Origin of the sequence: Streptomyces sp. NPDC012888 (genome assembly GCF_042900645.1) — a bacterium.
Classification (GTDB): domain Bacteria; phylum Actinomycetota; class Actinomycetes; order Streptomycetales; family Streptomycetaceae; genus Streptomyces.
Map to the genome: position 1 here is coordinate 1 of NZ_JBIBBM010000022.1, position 9,523 is coordinate 9,523.

8 protein-coding genes are annotated in these 9,523 nt (G+C 74.0%); 5 read left to right on the forward strand and 3 right to left on the reverse strand.

The features are described 5' to 3' along the window. Positions 1 to 313: 313 nt before the first annotated feature. A complete protein-coding gene (locus tag ACFY61_RS30215) occupies positions 314 to 1,714 on the reverse strand; it encodes a HEAT repeat domain-containing protein (RefSeq protein ID WP_389477234.1) in 1,401 nt (466 codons plus the stop codon). Between the two features lie 318 nt (positions 1,715 to 2,032). Continuing rightward, positions 2,033 to 2,446 carry an ankyrin repeat domain-containing protein gene (locus ACFY61_RS30220; RefSeq protein ID WP_389477236.1) on the reverse strand — a complete coding sequence of 138 codons (414 nt, stop codon included), beginning with the start codon at positions 2,444 to 2,446 and terminating at the stop codon, positions 2,033 to 2,035. Positions 2,447 to 2,738: 292 nt separating this feature from the next. Here ACFY61_RS30220 and ACFY61_RS30225 point away from each other — a divergent pair, with 292 nt between their 5' ends. Together ACFY61_RS30225 and ACFY61_RS30230 are read left to right on the forward strand one after the other, a co-directional pair. Then, positions 2,739 to 2,933: a hypothetical protein gene (locus ACFY61_RS30225; protein WP_389477239.1), complete on the forward strand. Its 195-nt coding sequence runs from the start codon at positions 2,739 to 2,741 to the stop codon at positions 2,931 to 2,933. Positions 2,934 to 3,069: 136 nt separating this feature from the next. Further along, a complete protein-coding gene (locus ACFY61_RS30230) occupies positions 3,070 to 4,647 on the forward strand; it encodes a hypothetical protein (protein WP_389477241.1) in 1,578 nt (525 codons plus the stop codon). A 201-nt stretch (positions 4,648 to 4,848) separates the two neighbouring features. On the opposite strand, the gene ACFY61_RS30235 is transcribed toward ACFY61_RS30230, so the two are convergent. Continuing rightward, positions 4,849 to 6,351, reverse strand: a complete 1,503-nt coding sequence (locus ACFY61_RS30235; RefSeq protein WP_389477243.1) for a PLP-dependent aminotransferase family protein — start codon at positions 6,349 to 6,351, stop codon at positions 4,849 to 4,851. 218 nt (positions 6,352 to 6,569) lie between these two features. On the opposite strand from ACFY61_RS30235, the gene ACFY61_RS30240 reads away from it, so the two are divergent. The 3 genes from ACFY61_RS30240 (at position 6,570) to ACFY61_RS30250 (ending at position 9,370) form a co-directional block, all read left to right on the forward strand. Next, the gene (locus tag ACFY61_RS30240) at positions 6,570 to 7,340 is read left to right on the forward strand and encodes a glycerophosphodiester phosphodiesterase (RefSeq protein WP_389477245.1); all 771 of its coding nucleotides are present in this window, start codon (positions 6,570 to 6,572) and stop codon (positions 7,338 to 7,340) included. Positions 7,341 to 7,368: 28 nt separating this feature from the next. Then, positions 7,369 to 8,727 (forward strand): MFS transporter, encoded by a 1,359-nt coding sequence (locus tag ACFY61_RS30245; RefSeq protein ID WP_389477247.1) that lies wholly within the window; start codon positions 7,369 to 7,371, stop codon positions 8,725 to 8,727. A 268-nt stretch (positions 8,728 to 8,995) separates the two neighbouring features. Next, positions 8,996 to 9,370 carry an RNA polymerase-binding protein RbpA gene (locus ACFY61_RS30250; protein ID WP_003959706.1) on the forward strand — a complete coding sequence of 125 codons (375 nt, stop codon included), beginning with the start codon at positions 8,996 to 8,998 and terminating at the stop codon, positions 9,368 to 9,370. Positions 9,371 to 9,523: the final 153 nt, after the last annotated feature.

A 9,523-nucleotide genomic window follows, 5' to 3' on the forward strand; every position in this document is an offset into this window, starting at 1 on the left:
GCGCAGCGACGCGACGAAGGAGCGCCCTTGACAGGGCGGACGGCCACGGAAGGACGATGGGACGGACGGGCAACCACCCCGACGCACCCAACGCCCCCGGTCCGGCGGGTCCGGCCGCCCCCACCCCCGCCCGGTGTTCGCGGTCCGGTCGCGTGGGCCCAGCCGCCCCCACCCCGATCGCCGTGCGTGCCTCCGCCCCAGCACGCCAAGCCGCCCCCGCCCCCGCGGGCGGGGACGGGGGCGGAGCGCCGGGCCGCGGCTACGGCTGCGGCGTCAGCCGCTCAGTTGCTCAGTTGCTCAGTTGCTCAGTTGCTCAGCCGCTCAGCTGCTCCGGGGCGATGCGGCTGCGGACGGCGGACTGGACTTCTTCCTCCTCCGCCGGGTCCGCCGCCAGGCGGCGGAGGCGGGGGGCGACGCGGGCGTCGGCCGTTTCGGCGTGGTGGGCGGCGACCTCGCGGGTGGTCTCCTCGCAGTCCCAGAGGCATTCGACGGCGAAGCCGGCCGGGAAGGACGGGTCCGTGGCTGCCAGGGCGCGGGCCGCCCGGCCACGGAGGTGGGACGAGGAGGTCTCGCGGTAGACGTGCCGCAGGACGGGCGCCGCGCAGCCGATCGAGAGCCGGCCGGCGCCGTCGACCAGGGTGAAGAGGGCTTCGGCGTCGGGGCCGGAGCCGCGCACCGTGGTGCGGAGGGCGGTGAGGACCAGGGGGGCGTCCTCGGGGGTGCCGTGGGAGGCGAGGAGGGCCGCGGCGGCCTCGCCCAGGGCGTCGGGGCGGGAGGCCCAGGTGCGGGCCCTGGTGAGGGCGGTGGGTCCGCACATCCGCCGGTAGGCGGCTACGGCGGGCTCGTCGGCGGCGAGTTCGATGAGGTCGAGGACGGCCGGGTTCTCCGGCTCGGCCAGGACCAGGTGGTGCAGGGCGGTGGCGCGGGCGGCCTCGCCGGCCGCGCCGGCGGCCGCGGCCAGGATCTCCGGGCGGTCCTCGGCGGTGGCGACGGCGCCCAGGCAGCGGGCGGCCGGCACGTGCAGCGGGGTGCCGCGGCGCAGGCCTTCGGCAGCCCAGTCGAAGACGGCCTGGACGCTCCAGCCCGGACGCGGGCCGTCCGCCGAGAGCTGGCGCTGCCAGCGGGAGAACGAGCCCTGCTCACGGGCGGCGCGCAGCCGGGCCGCGTGCGCGGGGATGGTCTCCCACAGGCTCCACGGGCGCGGTTCGTACGCGTCGCGGACGGCGGCGGCCAGCCGCGCCTCACCCTCGGGGGTCTCCGGGAAGTGGGCGAGTACGGGCCCGGCGAGGGTGCGCAGCCCGGCGTCGTCGTCACGCAGGGCGAGTTCGTCGAGCGCCCACGCCCAGTTGGCGCCGTACGCGGCGTAGCGGCGCAGCAGCATGAGCGCGTCGTCGCGACCGTACGAGGCGAGGTGGCCGAGGACGGACAGGGCGAGCCCGGTCCGGGTGTCGGAGTCGTCGACGAGGTCCTCGGGCGAGAAGAGGTGGTTCTCGATCTCGGCGAGCGGGCCGTCGAGGTCCAGGTAGAGGCGGGCGTAGTAGAGCGAGCGGTTCTCGACCTGCCAGTCCTGGCGCGGATCGTGCAGCACGCACTGGTTCAGCGCCGCGAGGGCTTCCGCCCGGGGTGCGGCGAGCGCGTGCAGCGTGCCGTCGCCGCGGCCCCGCTGGAGGAGTCCGAGCAGGGTACCGCTCGGAGCTATGACTGGTTCGAACATGGGAATGGCCTCAAATCAAGCTGGGGACGCAACCGGGAATCGGGATTCACAGAGCCGCGTAACAGCATGTGAGGGCGTCCGCCGTCATGTTCCGCTCGATGTAGACCATTGCCTTCTCTCTTTCGTCGGTGACCGGATCTCCCCCCGTACCCCGTGTCTCGGGGCCTCTACCCCGTCCCTCGGGGCTCTTTCCGGATCCGACGCCATGATGACCCAGCCGCTTTGTGCGCCGCGACCACATTTACGGCCGCGGTGGTCGTCGCGGTGGTCGTCGCGTGGTCACGGTGCGGTGGCCACGGCGCGGTGGCACGGTGCGGTCTACTCCGCTCCGAAGAGGGCGAGGAGCTCCGTCTTGTTGAACATGCGGGCGGTGTCCACGGCGGAGGGCGTGCCGGCAGCGGGGTCGGCCCCACCCGCGAGGAGGGCGCGGATGACGGCTTCCTCGCCCTTGAAGACGGCGCCGGCGAGGGGGGTCTGGCCCCGGTCGTTGGCGCGGTCGGCGTCGGCACCGCGGGCGAGCAGCGCGGCGACGGTGTCGGCGTGGCCGTGGTACGCGGCGAGCATCACGAGGGTGTCGCCGCGGTCGTTGGTGAGGTTCGCGGGGGCGCCTGCGGCCAGGTAGGCGTCGAGGGTGGCGGTTTCACCCTGCCGGGCGAGGTCGAAGATCTTGGCCGCCAGTTCGATGACGTCCTCGTCGGGGGTGTCCGGGGCGTCGTGGGGGCTCTCGCTCATCGGGGCGTGCTGCCTTTCCGGTCCTGGTTCGTTCACGTTCATCGGGGTCCGTCGGGTTCGTCGGGCCTGTCGCGTTCGTCACGCTCGGCGTCCGCTCGGACGAAACCACAGCTTACTCGCCGTAACCGCTGATCACAGGGACGGGGCGGCGGGATCCGGCACGCCAGTCCGGATAGCCCGGTCAAGTGAAAAATGCGGCTATTCACTCGGATGCACCTGTTGTCGCATTGATACTTCCTGTGAGGTAGGGAGAACTGATGGTGACTGTCCCCACCCACCAGGAGAAACCCTCATGGTCCTGTCCATCTCAGGCGTGGTCCTGCTCGGCATCATCTGCTTCCTCTTCTTCAAGAAGGACGGGCTGAAGCTCACCCACGCGTTCGTCTGCTCCCTCTTCGGCTTCTTCCTCGCCGGTTCGGCGATCGCGCCCAGCATCACGGCCAGCACGGCGAGCCTGGCCAGCCTGCTGGGCGGCATCAAGCTCTGAGCCGCCCTCGTCGATCGCAGCCGTCCGTCCCGTATGACCCGTACAACTCGTACGACCCGTACGACCCGTACGACCCGCTCGAACCGTACGGCCCAGTACGGCCCAGTAGGACCCGCCACAACTCCAGGAGACGCCCGTGGCCGCCCGGCGCCCACTTCCCCGCATCCTCGAACGCGGCAGCACATCGCTGGCCCGGGGCCGCGACCTCGCGCGGACGGCCGCCGACGGCGCCACGGACGTCCTCCATCCGCTCATCGTGATCGGCCGCGGGCTGCGGGTGCTTGCGGTGCTCGCCCGGCACAAGTGGGCCGAGACACCCAAGGACAAGCGGGGGCCCGCACTGTTCCTGGCCGCCGCCGTGGTGCTGGTGGTGGTGCTGGTGCCGTACGGGCCGGCCCTCGCGGTGCTCACGGTCATGGCGACGGCCGCCTGGCACGGCCGCGACCGGAGGCCGGCGGAGACCGGACCGGGCGAGGCGGAGCGGGAGCGCCTCGCCTCGCTGTACGAGGCGCTCGTGCCGTACTTCTCGATCCCGGAGGACCCGGCTCCGCTGTTCGCCCACGGCGGGGAGTGGGAGCGGGCGTTCAGTGAGTACGGGTTCGACGGGGAGGGCCGGATCAAGCGGCTCCGGATCCGCTACCCCGCGTACTTCACCGACGGCGAGGCGGCTTCGCGCGCGCGGATCGAGGCGCTGCTGCACGCCAAGTCCGGGCGGGGCCGCGAGTACCTCTTCGACTGGGACGAGGAGGGGAACACGCTGGACCTGAGCGTGCTGCCGGCGCTGCCGACGGGCATCGCCGCGCAGCGGTTCGTGACGGCGCCGGGCGAGACGGTGCTCGGGTTCACGGATTCCGGGACGGTCCAGCGGACCCTCCCGGTGTGGGACGGGGAGGAGACGCGGGACGTGCCGCCGGTGATCTGGCGTACGGGTCCCAGGTCGACCGAGCCGCACCTGCTGGCCGTGGGCCAGCCGGGCAGCGGTACGTCGACCCTGCTGCGGTCGATCGCCCTGCAGGCCCTGCACCACGGCGGGGACGTGCTGGTGGTCGAGGGCGGAGGGGGCGGCGAGTACGCGTGCCTCGCGGGGCGTACGGGGGTGCTGGCGGTGGAGTGCGGGCCGGCGGGGGCGTTGGCCACGCTGGAGTGGGCCGCGCGCGAGACGGAGCGGCGGCTGGTCGCCGCGAACCTCGCCCGGCAGGCGGGGCGGCCGGCGCCGGAGGACGTGCGGCGTCCGCTGTGGATCCTGCTCGACCGGCCGAGCGTGCTGGGGCACCTGGCGGCGGCCGACGGGCGGACCGACCTGCTGGACCGGCTCCAGGTGCCGTTGCGGCACGGGCGGTCGGCGGGGATCACGGTGGTGGTGGCGGAGCAGTTCGACCACCTGGAGCTGCTGCACGAGGCGGTGTGGGCGCACACCCGCGGACGGGTGGTTCTCGGGCCGGCCCCGGCCGAACGGATCGCGGCGGTGCTGGGGCTGCCGCCGCACACCACGCCGACGCCCGAGTTGCCGCCGGGGCGGGGGTACGCCCGGCTCGGGGCGGGGCCGGTGCACCGGCTCCAGGTACCGGCGACGCCCGATCCGTACGACGAGTCGGCGGGGGCGGGGCAGCGGGAGGCGGTGCTGGCGCTGCTGCCGGAGCGGGTGGAGTCCAAGGGGGTGGTGGTCCAGGCTCCGGCGCAGGCCGCGTGCCCGGACGTCCCGGCGGACCGCTGACCCCGACGAAAGCCGCACCCGCGCCCCCGCGCTCCGGACGCCGCCGGCCGGGGGCGCCCCGGCTTCGGCCCCCGGCCCGGCGCCCTCAAGCCCGAGCGGCGCTTGAGCGTGCCCGGCCGGAGCTCCGCCCGGCCCCGCGGGGCGCCGCCAGACGTCGGCGCGGCCGGGTCCGACGCCCGGGCTGCGCGGCCGCCGCCGGGGTCAGGCCACGAACGTGCGCGGGGGCTGGGCGTCCGTGCCTGCCGCGCCGGTGGTGACCAGGCGGGCGGCCGCCGCCAGGCGGCCCGCGGCTTCGTCGGCCACCGGCCCGCCCACCGTGAACGGCAGCCGCACGTAGCCCTCGAACGCCCCGTCGACCCCGAAGCGGGGCCCGGACGGCACCCGCACGCCGACGCGTTCGCCGACCTCGGCCAGGCGGGAGCCGGACAGGCCGCCCGCCCGCGCCCACAGGGTGAGGCCGCCCCGGGGGACCTCGAACTCCCAGTCGGGCAGCTCCCGCCGGACCGCGGCGACGAGGGCGTCACGGTTCTCCCTCGCCTGGGCGCGGCGCAGCTCGACGGCCTGGGCCCAGCCGCCCGTGCGCATCAGCCAGTTCACCGCCAGCTGTTCCAGCACCGGCGTGCCGAGGTCCGCGTAGGCGCGGGCCGCGACCAGGCTCCGGATGACGTCGGGGGCGGCGCGGACCCAGCCGATCCGCATGCCCGCCCAGAAGGCCTTGCTGGCCGAGCCGACCGTGACCACGGTGCTGCCGGCCGGGTCGAAGGCGCAGACCGGCCGGGGCATCTCCAGGTCCGGATCGAGCTGGAGCTCCGCCATGGTCTCGTCGGCGACGAGGACCGTACCGGCGGAGCGGGCGGCCTCGACCATCGCGCGCCGCTGCTCGTCGGTGGCCAGCGCGCCCGTGGGGTTGTGGAAGTCGGCGACGACGTAGGCCAGGCGGGGCGCGGCGTCGCGGAGGACCTGGCGCCAGGTGGGCAGGTCCCAGCCGGTCAGGCCGTCCGACATGGCCACGGGGACCAGTCTGACCCCGGCCTCCCGCATCAGCTGGAGGATGTTCGCGTACGAGGGGGACTCGACGGCGATGCGCTCACCGCGCCCGGCGAAGAGGTGGCAGATGGCGTCGATGGCGCCCATCGCGCCGGTGGTGACCATGATCTGCTCGGGCATGGTGGGGATGCCGCGCTCGGTGTAGCGGTCGGCGAGCATGCGGCGGAGGGCGGGCAGCCCGGCCGGGTAGTCGCCGTGGGTGTGGGCGTACGGGGGGAGTTCCTCCAGGGCGCCCTGGACGGCCCGGGTGAGCCAGGGTTCGGGGGCGGGCAGGGCCGCGCAGCCGAGGTCGATCATGGAGCCGAGCGCCTCGGGGGGCAGCGGTTCGAGGCCGCGGGCGGGCAGCGGGTTGCCGGCCGGTACGCAGGTCCAGCTGCCGGCACCGCGCCGGGACTCCAGGAAGCCCTCGGCGCGCAGGCTCTCGTAGGCGGCGGCGACGGTGGTGCGGCTGAGGGTGAGGGCGGTGGCGAGCTCCCGTTCCGCGGGGAGGCGGGCGGCGACCGGAACGCGTCCCTCCAGGACGAGCAGCCGGATCCCGTCGGCCAGGCTCCGGTACGCGGGGGGCTTGCGTGCGCCGGCCGCGGCGGGGCGCGGCTGCTGCGAGGTGATCAGCCGGGCGAGCTGGGTAGCTCCCACGGCAGAGGTCCACTGAGCCATGCTGTCCGGTCCACCCTCGTCGAATTGGCCTCTTCCGATCCACAGGGAACGCCTTTTGGATCGGGAATCTGCTCGCAGGGTGTCACAGCGGGCGCGGACCGCGCCAGGAGGGCGAGGAGCGCGCCAGGAGGGCGGGGAGCGCCATCACGCAGCAGCGGGCGCGGTCTCGTCGCCGGCGCGGCACGACGAGCGGCCCGACCGCGTTGCATACTGCGCCCGTGACGCACGTACGCCTTCGCCACCCGTATCTGGACCACCCGGCTCCGATTCCGTTCGCGCACCGGGGAGGGGCCGCCGACGGGCTGGAGAACACCTCCGCCGCCTTCCGGCGCGCCGCCGACGCGGGCTACCGGTACTTCGAGACCGATGTGCACGCCACCTCCGACGGCAAGCTCGTCGCGTTCCACGACCCGACCCTGGACCGGGTCACCGACCTGCGGGGCCGGATCGCCGAGCTGCCGTGGAGCCGGGTGCGGGAGGCACGGGTGGGCGGCAGCGAGCCGCTGCCGCTGTTCGAGCACCTGCTGGACGAGTTCCCCGAGGCGCGCTGGAACATCGACGTGAAGGCGGAGTCGGCGCTGCACCCCCTGGTGAACCTGGTCGCCCGGCGCGGCCTGTGGGACCGGGTGTGCGTGGGCTCGTTCTCGGAGAGCCGGGTGGCCCGGGCCCAGCGGCTGGCCGGGCCGCGCCTGGCCACCTCGTACGGCGTGCGGGGGGTCGTGGGGCTGCGGCTCCGGTCGTTCGCGATCCCGGCCGCGCTGCGGGTGGGCGCGGTGGCGGCGCAGGTGCCCGAGGTGCAGGCGGGGGTCCGGGTGGTGGACCGGCGGTTCGTGCGGACGGCGCACGAGCGGGGGCTGGCCGTGCACGTGTGGACCGTGAACGAACCGCAACGCATGGAGGCTCTGCTGGACCTGGGCGTCGATGGCATCATGACCGACCGGATCGACGTCCTGCGTACGGTGCTGGACCGGCGCGGGGCCTGGGCATAGGCCGCGAGGCGGCGAGGGGGGCACCGGCGTGAGCGCTCGTACCGAGGAGACGGCGGAGGACGGGGCCGGCAGAGCCGGACGCCTCCGGGAACAGCGGGGCTGGTACTTCTACGACTTCGCGTGCTCGGTGTACTCGACGAGCGTGCTGACCGTGTTCCTGGGCCCCTACCTGACCTCGGTGGCCAAGGCGGCGGCCGACGCGGAGGGTTTCGTGCACCCGCTGGGGATCCCGGTGCGGGCCGGGTCCTTCTTCGCGTACTCGGTCTCCCTGTCGGTGATCGTGGCGGTGCTGGTGATGCCGCTGGTGGGGGCGGTGGCCGACCGGACCGGGCGGAAGAAGCCGCTGCTGGCGGCCGCGGCGTACACGGGGGCGACGGCCACCGCCGGAATGTTCTTCCTGGGCGGCGAGCGGTACCTGCTGGGCGGGCTGCTGCTGGTCGTCGCGAACGCGTCGCTGGCCGTCTCGATGGTGCTCTACAACGCGTACCTGCCGCAGATCGCGGAGCCGGACGAGCGGGACGCGGTGTCCTCGCGCGGCTGGGCGTTCGGCTACGCCTCGGGCGCGCTGGTGCTGGTGCTGAACCTGGTGCTGTTCCAGGGCCACGGGTCCTTCGGGCTGTCCGAGGACATGGCGGTGCGGATCTGCCTGGCCTCGGCGGGCCTGTGGTGGGGCGCGTGGGCGCTGGTGCCGCTGCGCCGGCTGCGGGACCGGGCGGTGGTGCGGGACCCTGCGGCCGCGGCGGTGGGAACCGGCTGGAAGCAGCTGGTGGCGACGCTGAAGGACATGCGCCGGCATCCGCTGACGCTGTCGTTCCTGCTGGCGTACCTGATCTACAACGACGGCGTGCAGACGGTGATCTCCCAGGCCTCGGTGTACGGCTCGGAGGAGCTCCGGCTGGAGCAGTCCACGCTGATCGTGGCCGTGCTGCTCGTGCAGGTGCTGGCGGTGGTCGGGGCGCTGGGTATGGGCCGGCTGGCCCGGGTGTACGGCGCCAAGCGGACGATCCTGTGGTCGCTGGCCGCGTGGGCGCTGACGCTGGCCGCGGGGTACTTCCTGCCGGCCCGGACCCCGGTGTGGTTCTTCGCGCTGGCGGCGATGATCGGGCTGGTGCTGGGCGGCAGCCAGGCGCTGTCGCGCTCGCTGTTCTCGCACCTCGTGCCGCGCGGCAAGGAGGCGGAGTACTTCTCGGCGTACGAGATCAGCGACCGGGGGGTCTCGTGGGTGGGGCCGCTGGTCTTCGGCCTGACGTACCAGGTGACGGGCAGCTACCGGGACGCGATCATCTCGCTGGTCGTCTTCTTCGCGCTGGGGTTCGTACTGCTGGCGCGGGTGCCGGTGAGGAGGGCCGTGGAGGCGGCCGGGAACCCGGTTCCCGAACGGATTTAGCGAACGGATTTAGACGTCGAAGTGAAAGGCCGGTAGTGTACGCCTTTGGCCTGCCAGGCGGACCGTTACTGCGCGCTTGAGAAGTGAAGACGTTGGGTGACATCTGCTGCCAGATGTGACAAAACGGGCATTGGTGGGTACAACAAGGGGCGGCACGACGGCGACGCATCACCCGGAGCGGGAATCTATACCGCCGACCGGACGTTGACCGGATGACGACGACAGCGACACCTGTCCTGTGGGCGACAAAGCCCGGGAGGCACGATTCATGAGTGAGCGAGCTCTCCGCGGTACGCGCCTCGTGGTTACCAGCTACGAGACGGACCGCGGCATCGATCTGGCCCCGCGCCAGGCGGTGGAGTACGCATGCCAGAACGGACATCGATTCGAGATGCCGTTCTCGGTAGAGGCGGAGATTCCGCCGGAGTGGGAGTGCAAGGCGTGCGGCGCCCAGGCACTCCTGGTGGACGGGGACGGGCCCGAAGAGAAGAAGGGCAAGCCCGCGCGAACGCACTGGGACATGCTCATGGAGCGGCGTACCCGCGAGGAGCTCGAGGAAGTGCTGGCCGAACGGCTGGCGGTCCTCCGCTCCGGGGCCATGAACATTGCGGTGCATCCGCGGGACAGCCGCAAGTCCGCGTAGCGCGCCTTCGGCGCGCGGAGCGCAGTGAAGAGCCGCGGGGGGCCCGCCCCCGGGGGGGGGGCCCCCCGGCGCGGGGGGGGGGCCCCCCCCCGCCCCCCCCCGGCCCCCCCCCCCCCCCCCCCCCGGCGGCGCCCCCCCCCCCCCCCCCCCGGG